Here is a 20319-nt window from a genome sequence, read left to right on the forward strand (position 1 = left end):
TAATGTGTACCCTTTGTAAAGGACATTTTAAAAAAAGGTCAGGCAACTTGAAGAAGATGATCTCTGTATTGAACAGGGGTCATCTTTTTTAGGTTCCATTGATACCTGTTATGATTATAGTAAGTAATATACTTGTTTATTTCTCGTTTTAGTTCATCTAAAGTTTTACATGACTTTATTTTGGCCTCGTCTTTAAGGTGACCAAAGAATGATTCTATTGGTGCGTTGTCCCAACAGTTCCCTCGTCTGGACATGGACTGACGTATCCCTAGTTTCTTGACGAGCTTTTGGAAATCAGGGTGGGTATAGTGAGTCCCTTGGTCTGAATGGATCAAGGCATCTTTTGCTTTCTTAAAGTTTCGATTTTTTTTTAGCTTGTGTAAAGTGTTAGTGGCTAGTTCCATAGTGATACGGTCTGATATATGTTTAGCCAGGATTTGCCCCGTTGATCCGTCCTTAATAACTGATAAGTAAGCTCTTTGTCCATTCTGATAATTTAGATAAGTGATATCGGTAAGTAGTATTTTGCCAGGAATCTCCTGCTTAAATTGACGGTTTAACAGGTTTGGCACTACACGATGTTCTTGTGTTGCTTTCATCATTCTTTTGTATGGATTTGCTTTTCTAATAGGGCAGATGATACCGTGTTTTTTCATAATTCTTCGGATTCGTTTCAAATTGTAGACACACTGAAATTGACCCGCCAATGTCATTTTGATTTGACGTGCCCCTTTCAAACGACCTTTAAAGTGAAATGCTTTTAAAATCAATTCCTTTGCCGCTGCATCCTTTTCACCTTTGCGTTTTCTTTGGTCTCTAGACTTCTGTGAGAAATAGTTATAATAACCACTACGTGAAACACCAGATATCTTACAAAGGTATTTCACCATATGTTTTAGATGGAATTTTTCAATAACTGAGTCAATCAGAATGAATTTCTGGCTAGCTGGGACTTTTACTTTATCAGCCCCCTTTCTGCCATACGAATCTTTTTTAAAAGTTCATTCTCAGCCTTCAAAAGGTTAATTTGTGCCTCTAACCTAGCGTTTTGTTCTTCAAGCGACAGTTCATTAATTCGAGGTCTGCCTAAGTTTTCACCACGACTGTCTTTAAGACCTAAGACACCTTCTTTTTCATAGGCTTTTCTCCAACGCTCAGAAGACGATTTAATTCTTTTTACCCCTAAAATATTAACATCAAATCCCGCTTCCTCAAAAATCTCTCTTGGAAACTTTCCTTTATGATGTTCCGAAATAAAAAGTTGCTTAAATTCATCAGAATAGGTAATACCCTTTGAACTAACCGATTTTACATATGGATTCCTAGATAATATTGCAATCTCTTTCTCTGTAAAAACTTTCTTAGACATAAAACTTCCCCAATATAGATTATTTTTATTAATTATACAAAAAAGTACCCTATAGAGAGACCTTTTTTCAAAGTGTCTATTCTATAGGGTACATTTTACATTGGTTCCGCCTTTTTATTGAGATTTTAGGCATGAACTTTTCTTATGGTTTCAATAATGCTAAAATGGAAAAATAATCTATGCAAGGAGGAAATGATATGACAGAAAACAATGCATTACCACCAAAGACATGTACAATTGACCGCATGATAACGGTAGCGGAAGACGTACAAAAAGTACTCTCAGGAGAAAAAACAGCAACGCGCCGTAACGGACGTTATGCAGATCCAGGGGAAATCATGACACTAGAGGGACGTCAATTTGTCGTCGAAAAGGTCTACTCGCAATCTCTAGGTGAATTAACTGATGACGATGCACGCCGCGAGGGCTTCAATTCCTTAGAAGATTATAAGCAATCGATTCTTTCGATGCATCCAGGAATGCCATGGCTTCCACAAATGCGCGTCTGGGTTCATGAATTCCGCCCTGCAGAATAAGTACATACTAAAAAACGAAGCAACATTCCGTATACGCGGAGTGTTGTTTTTTTATTTGAATAATAGTAAGTCCTAAAATTTGTTTAACAACCCGTGGCCTCATTATAATAAACATATCTAAATTTGATACTTCCTACATTTCCAGCAATTAGAGGTGAACAATGTCGTGAAATTTTTAGGCAAATATATAAGGAAGTATTGGAAACTCTTTTTAACCGCCGTATTATTTCTAACCTTCGAAGCCATATGTGACCTGCTGCAGCCGACCATTATGTCCAAAATCATTGACGTCGGTGTTGCCAAACGCGATATCCATTACGTATTAAAAATGGGCGGCATTATGCTGCTGGTTACGGCTTTTGGTGCGGTGTCTGCCTCCACGAGAAGCATCGTGGCCAGTACAGTTTCACAAAATTTTGGCGCTGAACTCCGGTCGGATTTATTTAAAAAAATCCAGCAACTATCCTTTAAAAACATTGACCGTTTTGACCGCGCGTCGTTAATCACCAGACTGACTAATGACGTGAACCAAGTCCAAATATTTGTAAACGGGCTAATGCGGATGTTCGTAAAAGCACCCCTCCTTGCCATTGGCGGATTAATTATGGCCTCACGGTTAAATCTTCGCCTCACGGTGGTCCTTGCTGTTGTGGTACCAATCGTTGGAGTGTTGATTGTGATGAATATGAGGCTCGGATTCCCGCTATTCACCAAGGTGCAAAAGGCATTAGACCGGGTGAACAGTGTAATGCGGGAATATCTATCAGGAGTCCGCGTGGTAAAAGCCTTCAATCGAATGGATGTAGAAATTGCTAAATTCACAAAGGCCAATCATCAATTTCAGGACCAATCGATTTCAGCGACAAGACTAATGTCTATTTTCGGCCCATCTATCATGCTGACGGTAAATCTGGGGATTGTCGCGGTTCTCTGGCTGGGAGGATTAGGAGTCGAATCAGGCCATATACAAGTCGGTCATATTATTGCATTTACCAACTATATGACACAAATTTTATTTTCATTGATGATGATCTCCATGGTATTTAATATGTTCGTCCGTGCCAAGGCCTCAGCTGGAAGGATTGGCGAGGTATTTCAGCAGGAAGACTTCCAGACCTGGAAGGACGAAGTGAACGAAAATCCAATAGAAAAAGGCAGAATTGACTTTGAAAACGTCTCATTTTCATATGAAGGAACAAATGAACCTATTTTAAAAGATATTAATCTTACCTTCCTGCCTGGGGAGACCGTTGGGATTATAGGTTCGACCGGATCGGGAAAAAGTACGCTTGTCGGCCTGATCCCACGCTTTTATGATGTCAGCTCCGGGACCATCAAGGTAGATGGAGAAAATGTTAACGAGGTTGATCCAAAAAGATTGAGAGAAAAAATCGCAATTGTGCCGCAAAAGACGATTCTCTTTACCGGCAGTGTTGCTGAAAATATTAAATGGGGTAAAGAGGATGCCACTGACGAGGAAATTGAAGCGGCAGCTGTGATTGCCGGTTCCCATGATTTTATATCGGCGTCTCCAGAAGGTTACCAAACCACCATTGGCCAGGGCGGCGTGAATTTCTCCGGTGGACAAAAACAGCGTATATCTATTGCCAGGGCATTAATTAAGAAACCGGAAATTCTTATTTTGGATGATAGTACGAGCGCTGTTGATGTGGCGACAGAGGCAAAAATAAAGGAGTCCTTGAAAAAATACGCAAAAGGTCTCACCTGTCTGCTAATTGCCCAGCGGATTACTTCTATTATCGATGCCGATAAAATTGTTGTGATGGATCAAGGTAAGGTAGTTGGAATCGGAACACATGAAGAACTGATTCATGAATGCAAAGTCTATCAGGAAATCTTCCAATCGCAGATTGGCAAGGAGGTGGAGTAGATGGCGAAGGAAACAGAACAATCACGTCCCACCCCGCCGCTTCCCGGACCAGGAGGACGACCCGGCGGCTTTGGCGGTGCCCATCGTAGAGGACCCGTTGTAAAGCCAAAGAATTTTAAGGGAACACTGAAGCGGTTATGGCACTATGTAGGCAGGGAAAGGAAAATGCTTTCCTTCATTTTTTTACTTATTGTGATTGATTCTGTCCTTACATTAATTGCCCCTTACCTAATCGGAAGAGCAATTGATGCGATGAGCCTTCATAGCAGGGTTGATTTTGGATTGTTAGAAAATACCGTCATTATTCTAACCTCTGCATATGTCGCCGATGCAGTTTTAACCTTTTTACAGGGCTGGTTGATGGCGGGGGTATCACAGCGGATAGTCAAAAGCCTTAGGGATGCTCTTTTTAGAAAGCTGCAAAAGCTGCCCGTTGCGTTTTTTGACACAAGAACACACGGAGAATTAATGAGCAGATTGTCCAATGATGTTGATAATGTCAGCAACACAATTTCTCAATCAACGACTCAGCTTATGTCCGGGGCAATTGTCATTATTGGGTCCTTAATCATGATGCTGGTTTTGAGCCCGATTTTGACCTTGGTGAGTTTAATAACGGTTCCGTTAGTTTTTTTGCTCACCAAAACGATTGCCAAAAAGACAAGTGTGTTATTTAAGGAACAGCAGATCCAGTTAGGAAAATTAAATGGCCATATTGAGGAGACCATATCTGGTCTACATGTTGTAAAGGCCTTTAATCATGAGGATAAGGTCATCGAGGAGTTTGATGCAGTGAATACGAAGCTCCGTGAGGTCGGCCTTAAGGCGCAAATTTTCTCGGGATTTTTGATGCCGATTATGAACGTAATCAACAATTTAGGTTTTACTCTTGTAGCGGTTGTTGGGGGAATTCTTGCCGTTAAAAGCTTGATTACCATTGGTGCAATTGCCAGCTTTATCACGTATTCCCGGCAATTTGTCCGTCCGCTGAATGATCTCGCCAATATTTTTAATATCCTGCAGTCTGGTGTTGCAGGTGCAGAGCGGGTTTTTGAAGTTCTCGATGAACAGGAAGAGCCAGAGGATATGCCTGATGCAGTGGAATTAGTTCATCCGAAGGGCCATGTTGTTTTTGAAAATGTCAGCTTTGGCTATCGGCAGGATGTCCCGATTTTAAAAAATGTTCATTTTGTATCACCTGAGGGCAGCAGTACGGCACTTGTCGGGCCGACGGGTGCAGGAAAAACGACGGTGGTGAACCTGTTAACGCGGTTTTACGATGTGACGAGTGGCCGGATTTTACTGAATGGCCGGGATATCCGCGAATATACGAGGGATAGCCTGCGGCGATGCTTTGGTTTTGTGCTTCAGGATACCTATTTATTCTCAGGGACGATTAAGGAAAATATCAAATATGGAAAACCGGATGCGACGGATGATGAGGTGGCGGCAGCCGCACGGATGGCCAATGCTGATGGCTTTATCAGACGTCTGCCTAAGCAATATGATACGGTGCTTGCGGAAAATGGCGGTAATTTAAGTCAAGGCCAACGCCAGCTTCTTGCAATTGCCAGGGTGATATTAGCGAAACCTTCCCTGTTAATATTGGATGAGGCAACCTCGAGTATCGATACTCGTACTGAGCTTCATATTCAGGAAGCACTGTTAACGTTAATGGAGAACCGCACAAGCTTCATCATCGCCCACCGCTTAAATACGATTCGTGACGCTGATACCATTATGGTGATTGATCAAGGACAAATTATTGAAAAAGGCAGCCACGATGAATTAATGAAGCAAAACGGAAGATACTATCATATGTTTTTCAATCAATTTAAAAATATTGAGGGGGCACTGGACTAACAGTGCTCCTTTTTATTTTGGCTTTTTTAAAGAACAATGTTGATTTTTAAACAAAGTTGATTGGAGCGGAAGGTGCGAGACTCCTGCGGGAGCAGCGGGACAGGTGAGACCCCACAGGCGCTAAAGCGCCGAGGAGGCTCACCGCCCGCCCCGCGGAAAGCGAGCATCCTGGAGCGGAAATCAACATCCAAGTTTAACACAGCCTTTATTTTAAAAGCGCCCACAGCGTACGTTTCCAATGAAGCATCAATCATTTTCTTAAAAAATGTAGTGACTACTGTAAAGACACCTGTTAGAATACAGTTGGACTTATTAAAAGAATGAGGTATTGGAAATAGTAAAAATATATTTAGATCAGGAGGGTCCAAATGATTAACGAGCAGGATGTTTTTAACAGAGGCGCTGCAATGAAAAACAAGGATGTCTCCAGCCGAAAATTGCTGACCATTGCCGGTACAGGTTGGATGTTTGATGCCATGGATGTGGGGATGCTTTCCTTCATTATCGCTGCCCTAAAAGTAGAATGGAATTTATCTGCGGAGCAAATGGGCTGGATTGGCAGTATCAATTCCATCGGTATGGCAGTCGGCGCCCTTATTTTTGGATTAATGGCGGATCGGGTGGGCAGGAAAAGTGTTTTTATCATCACGCTATTATTATTTTCAATTGGCAGTGGTGCATCCGCCTTTACGACAACAATCACCATGTTTTTGGTCTTGAGGTTTTTCATTGGAATGGGTCTTGGCGGCGAGCTTCCGGTGGCCTCCACTCTTGTTTCGGAAAGTGTTCCCGTTGAAAAGCGCGGGAGAATTGTTGTACTGCTTGAAAGCTTCTGGGCAGTCGGCTGGTTGGTGGCTGCGGTTATTTCCTATTTTGTCATTCCGAAATTTGGATGGCAGGTAGCATTACTGATTAGTGCAATTCCTGCTATTTATACTCTCTATTTACGCATGGGCTTACCGGATTCTCCACGTTTCACCGAAGTGAAAAGACAAGAGAAAGTTTCCGTATTTCAAAGCATGGCAAAGTTATTTTCCAAGGAATATGGCCCCCAAACTACAATGCTCTGGGTTGTCTGGTTCTGTGTCGTTTTTTCCTATTATGGAATGTTCCTGTGGCTTCCAAGTGTAATGGTCATGAAAGGCTTTAGTTTAATTAAAAGCTTCGAATATGTGCTGATTATGACTCTTGCCCAGCTGCCAGGTTATTTTACCGCCGCATGGTTTATTGAAAAATTTGGCCGGAAATTTGTCTTGGCTGTCTATTTAACCGGAACGGCGATCAGCGCCTATTTCTTTGGAAATGCGGATACAACAGCATTACTGATGATCTCAGGGATTCTGTTATCCTTCTTTAATTTAGGTGCATGGGGCGGACTTTACGCTTATACACCAGAACAGTATCCAACCATTATCCGTGGTACCGGTACGGGGATGGCAGCATCCTTTGGTCGAATCGGAGGGGTGCTTGGACCGCTGTTGGTCGGCTATCTGGTGGCAGGAAAGGCGTCCGTTTCCCTGATTTTCACTATTTTTTGTATTACCATACTAGTAGGGGCGGCTGCGGTCGTATTTCTAGGAAAAGAAACGAAAAGTAAAGTATTAGAATAATTTTTTCACAAAAAGAGAATTCCATTTCATGAGTTCTCTTTTTTTTCACCCTTTTTTTGAAAAATATTTTTGAAATGACTTATTTTTGTATTTCGTATAAATTTTAACGCTTCACAGCGCGAAAATCGCAATGGACAAAGGTTAGTCTGAAATATTTATTATTTTAAAAATTATTTTAAAATAACGGACAATAGTACTAGACGAAAGGAAAATAATTTTGTACAATGTTTTCAGAATATTAATTGTTTTAGAAACAATAAGAAAATTATTGGAAAAATTATCTAGCAGGGGGTATACCATGAAAAAGAGGAAAGTAGCAGGTGTAGTTGCATCTTTTTTAGTTGCAGCTAGTGTAATGGCGGGCTGCAGCAGCAGTTCATCAACAAGCGGCAATGCTTCAAGCAGTGACAGCAAAACGATTAAAATCGGGGCCAACCTTGAATTATCCGGCGGCGTTGCTTCTTACGGCCAATCGATTAAAGAAGGTGTTGATCTTGCCATCAGCGAAATCAACAAAAAAGGAATTGACGGCAAAAAATTACAGCTAGTAAGTGTTGATAACAAATCAGATGCTGCTGAAGCAACGAACGGCGCCATCAAATTAATTACACAAGATAAAGTATCAGCGGTTATTGGTGCAGCAACAAGTACAGACACCCTTGCACAAGTACAAATTGCTAATGATAATAAAGTGCCAATTTTGACTCCAACAGGAACAAACCCAACGGTAACTGTTAAAGATGGAAAATTAAATGATTATGTATTCCGTACTTGTTTCATTGACCCATTCCAAGGTACAGTAGCGGCTAACTTCGCTTCCAATGAATTAAAAGTGAAGAATGCAGCAGTCCTTATTGATAGCTCAAGTGACTATGCAAAAGGTTTAGCGGCTTCTTTCAAAGATTTCTTTAAGAAAAATGGCGGCAATGTTGTATCTGAAGAAGCGTATGTTGCAAAAGATACTGATTTCCATGCTACCTTAACTCGTATCAAAGCGAAAAACCCTGACTTTGTATTTATCCCTGGATATTATGAAGAAGTAGGCTTAATCGTGAAGCAAGCGCGTGAAATTGGTCTAAATGTACCAATGATGGGTGCTGACGGCTGGGATTCTCCTAAACTAGTAGAAATTGCTGGTGCTAAGGCATTAAATAACACTTACATTACCAACCACTACTCTTCTGGCGATTCAGATGCAAAAGTACAAGAGTTCGTAAAAGCATTCGAAGCAAAGTATAATGGAAAAACTCCAGATGCTTTCAACGCTTTAGGCTATGACTCAGCTTACTTTATCGCAGATGCAATTAAGCGTGCAGGTTCTGGTGACCCGCAAAAAATCCAAAAGGCTCTTGCTGAAACAAGCGATTTATCACTTGTAACAGGATCAATGAAGCTTGACAAGAACCATGATCCAATCAAATCAGCTGTCATTCTTGAGTACAAAGATGGTAAACAAACATTTAAATCAAAGGTAAATCCTCAATAAGATGAAACGAAAATGAATAGGGAGATTCATGTCTCCCTATTCCAATTTAATAGACTTGAATTTGATAGATTCAGCTTAAATGCGTTTTTGAAGTGGAAAGTCCTTTTAAAAGGAGTGTAATACATGGAAATAATACAGCAGTTAGTCAACGGTATTTCCTTGGGCAGTATCTATGCTTTAATTGCCTTAGGGTATACAATGGTTTACGGTATTGTAAAATTAATCAACTTTGCCCATGGAGATGTCTTCATGGTGGGGGCCTTTATCGGCTTTTATTCAATCACATTTCTTCATTTGAATTTTTTCCTTGCTTTAATTATATCAATGGTAGTTTGTGCAATCTTTGGAGTTCTAATTGAAAGAATTGCTTATAAACCTTTAAGAAATGCAACAAGAATTGCTGCTCTTATTACGGCAATCGGTGTATCATTATTTATTGAGTATGGAATGATTTATATTAGAGGTGCGCAGCCAGCTGCCTATCCTGACAATCTTGTTCCTTTTAAAAGTTTAGAAGTATTTGGCGTGAAAATTAGCGGCCAGTCCTTACTGATCTTAGCTACATCTATTTTCTTAATGATCTTACTACAATTTATCGTTAAGAAAACTAAAATTGGGAAAGCAATGCGTGCTGTTTCACACGATATGGATGCAGCGCGGTTAATGGGTATAAATGTAAACAACACAATTTCGGCAACTTTTGCAATTGGATCTGCCCTTGCAGGTGCAGCAGGTGTAATCTTTGGGATGTACTATACAAAAATTGAACCGTTGATGGGAATTATCCCGGGTTTGAAAGCCTTCGTAGCGGCTGTATTAGGCGGAATTGGAATCATCCCGGGTGCAATGGCCGGCGGTCTTGTCTTGGGTGTAATCGAATCACTTGTCAGTGCGTTAGGTTTCTCCTTATGGCGCGATGGCGTTGCCTTTGTTGTGCTTATTTTAATCTTAATTTTTCGTCCAGCAGGGCTATTTGGTAAAAATGTCAGGGAAAAGGTATAGGGGGTGGCTAAGCGTTGAATACAATTAAACATACAAAAGGCTTCTGGAGTTCAATCGTTTTAGCCGTTGTTTTTTCAGTTGTAATCCAAGTTTTAATTAATGGTGGAACACTGAATCAGTTTTATGTAAACACTTTGTTTTTCATTGGAATTAATATTATATTAGCAGCAAGTTTACATTTAATTATCGGAATTACCGGCCAGTTTTCGATTGGACATGCCGGGTTCCTTGCAGTTGGTGCATATGCATCAGCGATTGTGACAATGAAACTAGGTCTCCCCTTCCCGGTAGCGATTTTAGCGGGAGGAATAGGCGCAGCGATTACCGGTCTAATCATAGGTATTCCAACCCTAAGACTTAAGGGAGACTATTTAGCGATTGCGACACTTGGCTTTGGGGAAATTGTCCGGATTGTTTTATTAAATATCGACTATGTCGGTGGTGCGAGCGGGATGACCGTATCCCATCTCACTACATGGCCATGGCTTATAGGCTGTGTAATTTTAACCATTGTAGTAATTGTAAACTTTACGAATTCAACACACGGACGTGCTTGTATTTCGATTCGTGAAAATGAAATAGCTGCCGATGCGATGGGAATCAATACGACATACTATAAGGTTGCAGCATTTGCCATTGGTGCTTTTTTCGCAGGGGTTGCCGGTGCATTGTATGCTCATAACTTCTATATTATCCAGCCAACGAACTTTGGCTTTTTGAAATCCTTTGATATCTTGATTTTCGTTGTACTTGGCGGATTAGGAAGTATGTCCGGTGCAGTTATTGCCGCGATTTTACTTACGATTATCTCTACGTTCTTGCAGGGATTCCCTGAAGTTCGGATGATTGTATACAGCTTAGTTTTAGTGATCATGATGCTTTACCGTCCACAAGGATTGTTAGGAACAAAAGAAATAACCTCATTCTTTAAAGGTGGTAAATCCGTTAAAGGAGGAGTAAAAGGATGAATGCAAATGCACCGTTACTTAAAGTAGACAATGCTGGAATCCGATTTGGCGGCTTAAAGGCTGTTTCCGATGTTAACCTTGAATTAAACCAAGGCGAGCTTGTCGGATTAATTGGACCAAACGGCGCTGGAAAAACAACTTTTTTTAACCTCTTAACAGGGGTTTATGTACCAACAGAAGGAAGTATTTCTTTAGACGGGGAAAAATTAAATGGTTTGGCTCCCTATAAAATAACCAAAAAGGGAATCAGCCGTACCTTCCAAAATATTCGTTTATTTAGTGAATTATCTGTGCTTGATAATGTTAAGGTAGCCTATCATTCGCTTGCTAAGCATTCGATGTTAAGCTCAATTTTCCGTCTTCCGCCTCATTTTTCCGGTGAGAAGGAAATGGAGGAAAAGGCGATTGAATTCTTAAAGATTTTTAACCTGGAAGGATTTATGCATGAAAAGGCGAAAAATCTTCCTTATGGTCAGCAGCGCCGCCTGGAGATTGCGCGTGCCCTTGCGGCCAACCCTAAGTTGCTGCTTTTAGATGAGCCGGCAGCCGGGATGAATCCCCAGGAAACAGAGGAATTGATGAATCTAATCGCGTTAATCCGTGAGCGTTTCTCCTTAACGATTTTGTTGATTGAACACGATATGGGACTGGTCATGGGCGTATGTGAACGAATCTATGTACTAGATTCCGGCCAACTTATTGCAGAAGGAACTCCTGAGGAAATCAGAAATAATCCAAAAGTCATCAAAGCATACCTCGGCGAGGAGGTCATTTCATAATGTTAACTATTAATGATATCAATGTATACTATGGTAATATTCATGCGTTAAAAGGTGTTTCTCTTGAAATCAACCAGGGGGAAATTGTTACTTTGATTGGGGCGAACGGTGCCGGAAAGAGTACACTATTAAAAACGATTTCGGGTTTACTAAAACCGAAGAATGGTGAAATCCTATTTGAAGGAAAGCCAATTGCCGGTAAAGTGGCCCAGTCCATCGTAAAAATGGGATTATCCCATGTTCCGGAAGGACGCCGTGTGTTTGCAAATATGTCGGTGGAGGAAAATCTTGAATTAGGTGCCTATCTTCGAAATGATAAGCAAGGAATTCGCGAGGACTTCGATAAGGTGTATCAGTTGTTCCCGCGCCTTCATGAACGCCGCAAGCAATTATCTGGAACATTATCCGGCGGCGAGCAGCAAATGCTCGCAATGGGGCGTGCATTAATGGCTCGTCCAAAGCTGTTGTTATTGGATGAACCATCAATGGGGCTTGCACCTCTTCTAGTCAAAACAATTTTTAATATTATCGAGGAAATAAATAAAACAGGCACAACGATTCTCTTGATTGAACAAAACGCCAATATGGCCTTATCAATCGCTGACCGTGCCTATGTCATTGAAACAGGGAAAATTGTTGCATCAGGTTCTGCAGAAGAACTCACGGCAAGTGACCAAATTAAATCAGCCTACCTTGGGGGGCATTAGAAAAGGTATTGGGCAACCCCCAGTACCTTTTCTTCCTGCGCATAAGTGCTCATGAACCGCCCTTAGGGGCTCGCCAATCGGCGAGTTTTCTTTATTCTAAATCCAGATTCACTTGCTCCCTTAGTTTCGGGCTCAATTGATGTCTGATTTTAATCGCATAATCCTCACACAGCTGCTCGATCCCGACAGAGACAAGTGAAAAAATATTGGCATAATTCTTTTGAACTTCCCATTTCAATTCATTCTTCCCGCAAATACTATAATGATTTAATTCCTCTATTTCTTTTTTTAGTTTTGCAAACTCTGCTGCTTGCAGCTCATCAGGCAGTTTAAGGATTTGATCAATTTTTCCAATATAGTTTAAAGATTGCACAATTTTCCGCTTAATATCGCAATAGGCTGCTCCGTCAATAAGGGCATATTTCAATTTAAACTCATTGAGTTGGTGGGCCGCAGCGTACGTTGCGGCAACGATGTCATCCCTCGTCATCTCATTGGTTTCATAGCTCAGCATATGCTTCCATGATGGCTGAGTGATCGCCTTGCGGTGGTCCTCAAACGTATGACAAAGCTTTTTGTAACCGTACCTTTCTGGATGCTCAAAAGCAGGGCTTGCCGGGTCTAAAAAAGGAGCGAGCGGTGCTACAAAATAAAACAGCCTTGGGTCTCGCCCGCAGGCAAGATGAATTTGCTTGCAAAACGAGATGTTTTTTAAGGCGCTTTCATACGTCTGCCCCGGTATCCCTACCATGAAAAACAAATCAATTTTCTTACAGCCATGCTTTAAGGCAAAATTTAATGTGTCGATCACCTTCTGATTTGTACAGCTAAACTTCCCATTGTTCCGTCTTAGATTTTCATCATAGGTTTCAAGGGTAATTTCAATACTGTATTTCGGGACACTTTTCTGTAGCTTTTGGAAAAAATGTTCATCCGCATATTGAAATAGTTCAAAAACAATTTCATTTTTTAGATGGATGTTTTTCAGAAGACGTAGGAATTCATTAACATAGTCATCTCCCCCCTGACGGATATCGTGCAGAATAAAAATGGGAGCCCGGCTGAAACGTTGAATAAATTGAATGTCTTCGATGAGCTTAGCGGGAGACCTAAGCGCAAGGTGGCTACGCTTACAGTTTTCATGATAGGCATCCCGCGATCCTCCGCATATCAGGCAATTTTGCGTGCAGCCCCGCGCTGTAAGCAAGGCCGTATTGGGGTATTGCAGCCAGCCATTATAGGGAAGCGGGTCCATAAAGTTACGGTATTTAAAAACGGAACGAATCGTATAGCGGTATCCTGGGACATCAAACTCATCTAAATCCTTTGGTACATACGTAATCGGATTAATGCCCTTTTGGTTGTCTCTTTTCCAAGTAAGGTTTGGGATGTCTGCGTAATGGATGTTCCCTGCCTCGAGTTTATTCATGAGGAGGAGCATCAGCTTTTCAGTCGAATCGCCGCGCATTACGAAATCAATAAATGGATATTCAATTAATTCTTTGTGGTAGTAGGTGGCAGATAATCCGCCGAAAATGATAGGGGTATCTGGATGGAGTTGTTTCACCACTTTGGCGAGTTCAATGCTTCCATGGGCATGAGGCAGCCAATGCAGGTCAATCCCAAACGCTCTTGTGTTCAGGCTGCGCAATTTTTTTTCAACATTAAAGCTCGGATTCATCAGCATCCGATTGGCAATATTAATGATTCGAACTTTAAATCCATATCGTTCTAAATAATCGGCGATACTTGTTAACCCGATTGGATACATTTCGAAAACCGGTGATGACGGAACAACATCACTAATCGGTCCAGCAAGTAAAGCATTTTTGCGAAAATCATAGACACTAGGTGCATGTAAAAGAACCAAATCGTATTTCAAACCAACCACCCTCAATCCAAATTGTCTGCAGGAATCTAGGAAGTTTTCTAATTTACTTCAGTTTACTACATCCATTGTTTTAGAGAGTGACAATCAGGTGACAGTTTTTGGAGCATTGTGTGCTACAAAAGTAGTAGGGGGAATATTTCTTTTGCTGAATAGAAATATAGGGAAGAATCGGCCATACTAGTTGTAAACAAACTCAAATTGGTTTGTCCCAGTATCGGTTAGTGTTCACATTTGGCCGGTCTGGGTTTTTCGTTATCCGAAAGACATTGCCTTTTCTTAGGAAATCTATTACAATAATTGACAGAATATTTTTAATTATATTAACTCCAAGGAGTGCAAAAATGAGTCATTCTGTAATGATCCAAAAAAAGGAACACTTTGCTCGTATTTCCCTGATGGCCGTATCAATCATCGGCTGGTGGATAGTATTCCAGTTTGGAATTCTTCAGTTAACGGTACCAAGGGAGATGCTGATTTTGGGACTCCTTGTGCTTTTTTTATTTATTGTTGAATTTTATCCTTTACCGGTATGGAAGGGCAATACCACCATTTCTTTCCCAATTGTTTATGCGATAATGGTCATGCATGGAATTGCCTGTACGCTTGTCTGTTATGCATTTGTTGTCTTTTTTGTAAATCTTATCAAAAGAAGGCCGCTCCGAATTGTTTTTTTTAATCCGGCCCAGCTTGTCGGCAGCCTCTATTTAGGCTATTTGGTCAGCAGTTTGATCACAAGACTTTTTCCCTCTGAGAATATTTCAGTTGTCGAGCAGGGCATCATTCATTTTTCGCTGTTAATGGCTTTCTTCTACGTGATTAATAATTTAATTGTTGATTTTATTCTTTTAGTTAGACCGCAAGCCTATTATCTAGGGGCATGGAAGCAAAAAACCATCCAGGAGTTAAAAAGTTTTTTGATTAGCTACATATATCTGATTTTATTTAATGTGCTAGGACATCAGAATCGCGGCGAAATTGATGTCTTTTCTGTCTTTTTCTTTTATGCTCCATTGGTGAGCATTGGGTTATTAAGCTCCATCATCGCCAAATTAAAAAAGGAGAAAGCCAGGCTAAAGGCACTTTTTAGTATTTCATCTGAATTAAGTAAAAAGATTGCCTCACCGGATTGGCTTCGTTTCTTGGCTGAAAATCTCCAGGAGTTTATTGAGGTAGATGCCTGGATTCTATGGAAAAGACAAAATGGTATTTGGAGATTAAGGTTTGCTGCAGGTTTAGCGAATGATGATTTGGAGTTAGATGAAGACACGATTAAATCCCTAAATCAAATGAAACAATTAGCGTTATACCATCATGTTAAGGATGATGGCGGACCTGCAAAGGACTTTTTCGATAAAGAGGTTCGGTCATTAGTATATGCTCCATTAATTTTTGAAGAAGAATTGGTCGGGATGTTTGTCTTTGGACGCAGCCGCACGAAAAGCTTCAGTGAAGAGGACATGGAGTCAGCAGCCACCCTTGCCAATCAATTAGCAGTATTAATTAAAACAAAATGGTTGTTTGCCGAGCAGGAGAAACGGTTGATTTTAGAAGAAAGAAACCGAATTGCCAGGGATATTCATGATGGCGTAGCCCAGTCGCTTGCAGGGGCGATTATGAATTTAGAAACCGCCCATCGTAAATTTACGAAAATGCCGGAGGACTCTCTGCGCTTAATGGTAGAGAGTACCGCAAAATTAAGGGGAAGCTTGAAGGAGGTAAGGGAGTCCATTTATGCGCTAAGGCCCTACCCAACGGAAAGAGTCGGGCTGCATTCGGCAATGTCGACAAAGATTGAGGCCATTCAAAAAGAAACCAGCCTCGCGATTTATTTAGAGAAGCGCGGTCCGGAGTACCAGCTGAGCCCCATGGTAGAGAAGATTATTTTTGATATTTTTCAGGAAAGCACACAAAATGCGGTTAAGCACGCAGAGGCTAGTGAAATTGATATATTAGTAAGTTACCAGAAAGAGAATATTCTCTTAAAAGTAAAGGATAACGGGAAGGGTTTTTCCCTTTTCCAAGCAATGATCAAGGCACGGAATCATCCTCATTTTGGAATCCTGCATATGAATGAGGCGGCGGAAAAAATTCAGGCCACATTGCAGGTGGACAGCAAAGAAGGGGCGGGAACGGAAATTACGTTAACGGTTCCAAGAATGGGAATTGAAGGAGGGATGATGAGTGATAAAGCTTATGCTAGTCGATGATCATGCAGTATTACGAGATGGATTAAAGAATATTTTAGAGATGGAAACGGATATGGAGGTTGTCGGGGAAGCAATAAACGGCAATGAGGCCATTTCCAAGGTAGCGGAATTTTCACCGGATGTTATTTTAATGGATATTAATATCCCTGAGAAAAATGGGATTGAAGCAACAAGTGTCATCAAAAAGTCATTTCCATCTGTTAAGGTGTTAATTTTGACAATGTATACTCACGATGAGTATTTTATGTCGGCGATTCGTGAAGGGGCTGATGGCTATCTTTTAAAGGATGCTCCCTCCCAGCATGTAATTGATGCGATCCGTTCAGTGGCGAATGGCCAATCGGTCATTCATCCTGCAATGACGAAAAAGTTTTTAAATTTTAATGCTTTTAAGGAAGAGGAGCCAATTAAGGCTTCTAGTAAAGATTCTTTGCTGACGGAACGGGAGAAGGATGTGCTGATGTGTCTTGTGGAGGGCATGAATAATAAGGAAATTGCCCAAAAGCTGTTTATCAGCGATAAAACAGTCAAGATTCATGTGAGCAATATTTTTAAAAAGCTGAATGTTAAAAGCCGCTCGCAAGTGGTTATATATGCAGTACAAAACCATTTAGTCCCGCTGCCTTAAAACTCTAGACCAGGCCCCATTGCCTGGTTTATTTTATTACTCAAAGGCTTTGCAATTTTATCGGCAAGATAACACAGCCTTGGATTTAAGCAAAACGTCATCCCTTGTTATAATGGAATTAATTATACAATAAGGATGATGGAAAATGGCACAGGTAAAAACCAACGCAATGCGGATTCTCGACGCAAAGAAAATTCCATATGAAATGCATACATACGATAACAAGGACGGAAAAATCGATGGAGTATCCGTCGCCCATAAAATCGGCAGGGACCCAAAAGAAGTATACAAAACCCTCGTGGCCCAAGGGGCATCGAAAAACATCTATGTCTTTGTCATTCCCGTTGAGGCAGAATTGGATTTAAAAAAGGCTGCAAAGGTTTCCGGTGAAAAAAAGATTGAAATGATTCCGGTGAAGGATATCCAAAAATGGACAGGTTACATCCGCGGCGGCTGCTCACCGATTGGAATGAAAAAGGAATATAAAACCTTTATTGCAGAAGCCGCAAAACAGCTTGAAGTAATGGTCGTCAGCGCTGGGAAAATTGGCGTACAAATTGGATTAAAGCCCGAGCATTTACATGAAACAGCCAAAGCCGAATTTGCTGATCTCGTAAAATAAACCAAGCATAGGTTTTAATCAAATTTTAATCTCCTCCCTTCCAATAGGCATTCACCTATAAAAGACACACGCATATGATAAGGTGAAAATGTCAGAAAGAAACCTCGCCGACTGCGAATCCGTAGCGGTTCATGGGGCGAAGTTGCACTTAATGCCAGATAGGTGGGTAATTTCCTATCGGCTGATAAAGGGAGTGTTGTTAAGTGGTAGGAAAAGTTAAAAATTATTTCGCCGGTGGCAATACAGCCAGGGGATTTCACAGTCTTTATGATTCCAACCTCCAGGGGCTTGAGCGTTTATTTATTTTAAAAGGAGGGCCTGGAACAGGAAAATCCTCTTTAATGAAAAAAATAGGTAATGAATGGCTTGAAAAAGGCTACAATATTGAATTCCTCCATTGCTCCTCTGATAACAACTCGATTGACGGTGTGATCATTCCAGCATTAAAAGTGGGAATTGTCGATGGAACGGCTCCTCATGTGATCGAACCGCAAGCACCGGGGGCAGTAGAAGAGTATATTAATCTTGGAGAAGCGTGGAATTCCCAAAAACTTCGCTTTCATAAAAATAAAATTCAACGCCTGACAAATCAAATCAGTGAATCCTTCCAAACAGCCTACGCTACGTTTAAGCAAGCATTAGACATTCATGATGATTGGGAGAAAATTTACATCGGAAGTATGGATTTTAAAAAGGCGGATCAATTAACGAATAAACTCATTGAAAATTTCTTTGGAAAAATGAAATTGAATAAAAAGTCCGATATTCGCCATCGCTTTTTAGGAGCGGCCACACCAATGGGTGCTGTTGATTTTGTACCGAATTTAACCGAAGAGATTACGAAACGTTATTTTATCAAAGGCCGGCCCGGTTCCGGAAAATCAACGATGCTGAAGAAACTTGCGGCAGCGGCAGAAGATAGAGGGGTCGATGCCGAAGTTTATCACTGTGGTTTTGATCCGAATAGTCTGGATATGGTCATTCTAAGGGAGCTTGGGATTGCCATCTTTGACAGCACCGCCCCGCATGAATATTTTCCAAGCCGCGATGGCGATGAAATTATTGATATGTACGAACTTTTGATTGAACCTGGAACAGATGAAATTTACGCAGATTTTATCACTGAAATTTCTGGAAAATATAAAACGAAAATGACCGAAGCAACCTCCTATCTTGCAAAGGCAAAGGATTTGCATGATGAGCTTGAGGAAATCTATGTTTCCGCTATGGATTTTACAGTAGTAGAAAAAATCCAAAGTGAAATTCGCGAGAAGATCAATGAGCTGGGGGACTTGGCGGAGGTTAATGCATAGGAAAATGAGCAGCAAGGGTTGTATATCAGAAAAAGCCACTATTATATTTCCTCAAAACAGTAAGCCAGGCGATGACCGCCTGGCTTTTTATTGATGAGGATTTGTTTTACTTTGCTGGCTTTTTACATTCTTTTTGTTGCCCTTACTGTTGTCTCCGCTGACAAATTCACTGGCAAATTCAGCTTCTGCATGCCCAGCCTGTGGAGAATTTTGATTGCCGCTGCCTTTGTTATATTTCTTTGTCATAGTTAAGCTCCTTTCCTATTCACTAATCTATAGTTTGGCATGTGATCAATTGTTTATGCGCAAGATTGTTTCTTCCTAATAGTGGCAATAACTAGACTAACTATTTTAGAATGAAAGAAAGAGCAATGCCGGGGGATGAGAAATTTGAAGGATGCTGTCGCGTTATTAACCAATTTATTTGAAAAAAGCCGCAATGGAGCAAATGCCGGTCCGATGGAAAAATACATGAAGAATCATTTTCCCTTTCTTGGGATTAAAACACCACAAAGGAGAGAGATTGAAAAGCAATTTTTCCATGAAACAGGAATTTTAAAAGAACCGTTTCATCCTGGGTTTGTCCTTGAGCTTTGGGGCAAAACAGAAAGAGAGTATCAATATACGGCATTAGGGTATCTCGAAAAATTACAAAAGAAACTGCAAAAAGAGGATATAGCTTTTTTGGAAAGGCTGATTACTACTAAATCTTGGTGGGATTCGGTTGATGCATTGGCACCAAAGCCGGTTGGAACGATTGCTCAAAAGTTTCCAGAGGTAATTGGTGAAACGATTGAGGGGTGGGCTGTACATGAGAATATGTGGCTGCGGCGGGCCTCGATTCTTTTTCAATTGAAATACAAACAAGAAACAAGGGAAGAAATTCTCTTTGATTACATAAGAAAAAATGCCGACAGCAAGGAGTTTTTTATCCAAAAGGCAATTGGCTGGGCCTTACGGGAATTTTCGAAAACCAGTCCGGAATCGGTAAGAAAGTTTATCGAAAGCCACAAGCTGGCTCCATTAAGTGTCCGTGAAGGGAATAAGTATATATAAAGGGATGTCAGCAATAATACCAACAGCAGAGGCAATCCCGTACAAAACGACGACAAACTTTATCGCATACGGATTAGCAATTTAAAATAAGCAATTGGACTGTGTTAACAAGGCGCAAGCTTTGTTATATAATTTACCAAAAAGGCAGGGTAAGGATGAGTACAAAAAGCAATAAATTATCACATGGCTGGACCATTATTTCGCACCCATCGTATCAAATTTTTTCGAATAAAAATGCTTACGTGATCATCGATGAAGACCATGACGTAGTTCTTCGCTTCTCCCTCCAGGAAAGTGAGATTGAAGTTCTAGGCGGGAGCTGGAATTTAAATTACAAAATCAATCTCGGTTTTAAAACAATTAAAATCTTGAATGCACCTGAAGAATAAAA

At 40.8% G+C, this 20319-nt stretch carries 19 protein-coding genes; 15 read left to right on the forward strand and 4 right to left on the reverse strand.

The features are described from left to right. Window positions 1-38 precede the first annotated feature (38 nt). Window positions 39-1369 (reverse strand): IS3 family transposase gene (locus M028_RS31855; protein ID WP_231510763.1). Its coding sequence is split into 2 segments (ribosomal slippage): window positions 39-997 and window positions 997-1369, totalling 1332 coding nucleotides; the frame shifts between segments, so codons are not numbered across the junction. A gap of 197 nt (window positions 1370-1566) precedes the next feature. Here M028_RS31855 and M028_RS0103060 point away from each other — a divergent pair. The 3 genes from M028_RS0103060 to M028_RS0103070 all read left to right on the forward strand — a co-directional run bounded on the left by M028_RS0103060 (window position 1567) and on the right by M028_RS0103070 (window position 5659). After that, a complete protein-coding gene (locus M028_RS0103060; RefSeq protein ID WP_026572593.1) occupies window positions 1567-1905 on the forward strand; it encodes an ASCH domain-containing protein in 339 nt (112 codons plus the stop codon). Between the two features lie 166 nt (window positions 1906-2071). After that, window positions 2072-3796 carry an ABC transporter ATP-binding protein gene (locus tag M028_RS0103065; protein WP_026572594.1) on the forward strand — a complete coding sequence of 575 codons (1725 nt, stop codon included), beginning with the start codon at window positions 2072-2074 and terminating at the stop codon, window positions 3794-3796. Continuing rightward, window positions 3797-5659, forward strand: a complete 1863-nt coding sequence (locus M028_RS0103070) for an ABC transporter ATP-binding protein (RefSeq protein WP_026572595.1) — start codon at window positions 3797-3799, stop codon at window positions 5657-5659. 26 nt (window positions 5660-5685) lie between these two features. Here the strand turns inward: M028_RS0103070 and M028_RS32580 are convergent, their stop codons facing one another. Continuing rightward, a complete protein-coding gene (locus M028_RS32580) occupies window positions 5686-5898 on the reverse strand; it encodes a hypothetical protein (RefSeq protein ID WP_155925433.1) in 213 nt (70 codons plus the stop codon). A 168-nt stretch (window positions 5899-6066) separates the two neighbouring features. Between M028_RS32580 and M028_RS0103080 the strand changes: the two genes are divergently transcribed. The 6 genes from M028_RS0103080 to M028_RS0103105 all read left to right on the forward strand — a co-directional run bounded on the left by M028_RS0103080 (window position 6067) and on the right by M028_RS0103105 (window position 12211). Continuing rightward, window positions 6067-7269, forward strand: a complete 1203-nt coding sequence (locus tag M028_RS0103080; protein ID WP_026572597.1) for an MFS transporter — start codon at window positions 6067-6069, stop codon at window positions 7267-7269. 298 nt (window positions 7270-7567) lie between these two features. After that, on the forward strand, window positions 7568-8755 hold the full coding sequence (locus M028_RS0103085) for an ABC transporter substrate-binding protein (protein ID WP_026572598.1): 1188 nt from the start codon (window positions 7568-7570) through the stop codon (window positions 8753-8755). Between the two features lie 123 nt (window positions 8756-8878). Next, window positions 8879-9757 (forward strand): branched-chain amino acid ABC transporter permease, encoded by an 879-nt coding sequence (locus M028_RS0103090; protein ID WP_026572599.1) that lies wholly within the window; start codon window positions 8879-8881, stop codon window positions 9755-9757. A 14-nt stretch (window positions 9758-9771) separates the two neighbouring features. Then, window positions 9772-10725, forward strand: a complete 954-nt coding sequence (locus M028_RS0103095) for a branched-chain amino acid ABC transporter permease (protein ID WP_026572600.1) — start codon at window positions 9772-9774, stop codon at window positions 10723-10725. Next, on the forward strand, window positions 10722-11504 hold the full coding sequence (locus M028_RS0103100) for an ABC transporter ATP-binding protein (RefSeq protein ID WP_026572601.1): 783 nt from the start codon (window positions 10722-10724) through the stop codon (window positions 11502-11504). The genes M028_RS0103095 and M028_RS0103100 overlap by 4 nt, the downstream gene beginning before the upstream one ends. Further along, window positions 11504-12211, forward strand: coding sequence for an ABC transporter ATP-binding protein (locus M028_RS0103105; RefSeq protein ID WP_026572602.1), 708 nt, complete (start codon window positions 11504-11506; stop codon window positions 12209-12211). Before M028_RS0103100 ends, M028_RS0103105 begins: the two co-directional genes overlap by 1 nt. Before the next feature lie 91 nt (window positions 12212-12302). Here M028_RS0103105 and M028_RS0103110 read toward each other — a convergent pair whose 3' ends face one another. Beyond that, window positions 12303-14102, reverse strand: a complete 1800-nt coding sequence (locus M028_RS0103110) for a TIGR04190 family B12-binding domain/radical SAM domain protein (protein ID WP_231510764.1) — start codon at window positions 14100-14102, stop codon at window positions 12303-12305. A gap of 341 nt (window positions 14103-14443) precedes the next feature. On the opposite strand from M028_RS0103110, the gene M028_RS0103115 reads away from it, so the two are divergent. The 4 genes from M028_RS0103115 to M028_RS0103130 all read left to right on the forward strand — a co-directional run bounded on the left by M028_RS0103115 (window position 14444) and on the right by M028_RS0103130 (window position 18872). Then, on the forward strand, window positions 14444-16309 hold the full coding sequence (locus M028_RS0103115; RefSeq protein ID WP_026572604.1) for a GAF domain-containing sensor histidine kinase: 1866 nt from the start codon (window positions 14444-14446) through the stop codon (window positions 16307-16309). Continuing rightward, window positions 16284-16937, forward strand: coding sequence for a response regulator (locus tag M028_RS0103120; RefSeq protein WP_026572605.1), 654 nt, complete (start codon window positions 16284-16286; stop codon window positions 16935-16937). The genes M028_RS0103115 and M028_RS0103120 overlap by 26 nt, the downstream gene beginning before the upstream one ends. A gap of 145 nt (window positions 16938-17082) precedes the next feature. Further along, window positions 17083-17559, forward strand: coding sequence for a Cys-tRNA(Pro) deacylase (ybaK, locus tag M028_RS0103125; RefSeq protein WP_026572606.1), 477 nt, complete (start codon window positions 17083-17085; stop codon window positions 17557-17559). Window positions 17560-17762: 203 nt separating this feature from the next. After that, a complete protein-coding gene (locus M028_RS0103130; RefSeq protein WP_026572607.1) occupies window positions 17763-18872 on the forward strand; it encodes a PRK06851 family protein in 1110 nt (369 codons plus the stop codon). Window positions 18873-18959: 87 nt separating this feature from the next. On the opposite strand, the gene M028_RS33265 is transcribed toward M028_RS0103130, so the two are convergent. Further along, window positions 18960-19118 carry a hypothetical protein gene (locus M028_RS33265; RefSeq protein WP_197031369.1) on the reverse strand — a complete coding sequence of 53 codons (159 nt, stop codon included), beginning with the start codon at window positions 19116-19118 and terminating at the stop codon, window positions 18960-18962. A gap of 135 nt (window positions 19119-19253) precedes the next feature. Here M028_RS33265 and M028_RS0103140 point away from each other — a divergent pair, with 135 nt between their 5' ends. Continuing rightward, window positions 19254-19928, forward strand: coding sequence for a DNA alkylation repair protein (locus M028_RS0103140; protein ID WP_035423695.1), 675 nt, complete (start codon window positions 19254-19256; stop codon window positions 19926-19928). A gap of 155 nt (window positions 19929-20083) precedes the next feature. After that, window positions 20084-20317, forward strand: coding sequence for a hypothetical protein (locus M028_RS0103145; protein WP_026572609.1), 234 nt, complete (start codon window positions 20084-20086; stop codon window positions 20315-20317). Window positions 20318-20319: the final 2 nt, after the last annotated feature.

It is taken from the genome of Bacillus sp. UNC438CL73TsuS30, assembly GCF_000482325.1.
Taxonomy (GTDB): domain Bacteria; phylum Bacillota; class Bacilli; order Bacillales; family Cytobacillaceae; genus Neobacillus.